1 protein-coding gene is annotated in these 327 nt (G+C 50.2%); it reads left to right on the forward strand.

Features of this window, described 5'->3' with window-relative positions; all coding sequences use genetic code 11:
• Window positions 1–56: 56 nt before the first annotated feature.
• Window positions 57–327, forward strand: a 271-nt coding sequence (locus tag GQY55_RS30860) for a tyrosine-type recombinase/integrase (RefSeq protein ID WP_236575994.1), incomplete at its 3' end; no start/stop codon positions are given.

The following is a 327-nucleotide window of genomic DNA, read 5'->3' on the forward strand; positions in this document are numbered from 1 at the left end:
AAGGAAATAAGATCGAAGGCGAGGTAAAGACTGAGGAGTCCGAAGGCTGGGTGGCTATGCCTAAGTGGTATATGGATGAGCTTAAGGCATACCGAAAAGAGTGGGCCAAAGAAAAGCTCAACTGCAAAAAGTGGCTTGGGGGCGATAAGGAATATATATTCCATGCCGGAAAAGGCGTTATGTATTATCCATCCACTCCAACGCTGACATGGCGCCGCTTTTTGGAAAAGAACGATCTTCCGCTCGTGAAGCTGCACGGCCTGCGTCATACTGCCGGCATGCTGCTACGGGAATCCGGAGCCGATCTTAAAACGATCCAGGAGCGAT

It is taken from the genome of Paenibacillus sp. USDA918EY, assembly GCF_009870825.1.
GTDB classification, from domain to species: Bacteria; Bacillota; Bacilli; order Paenibacillales; family Paenibacillaceae; genus Paenibacillus_AQ; species Paenibacillus_AQ albilobatus.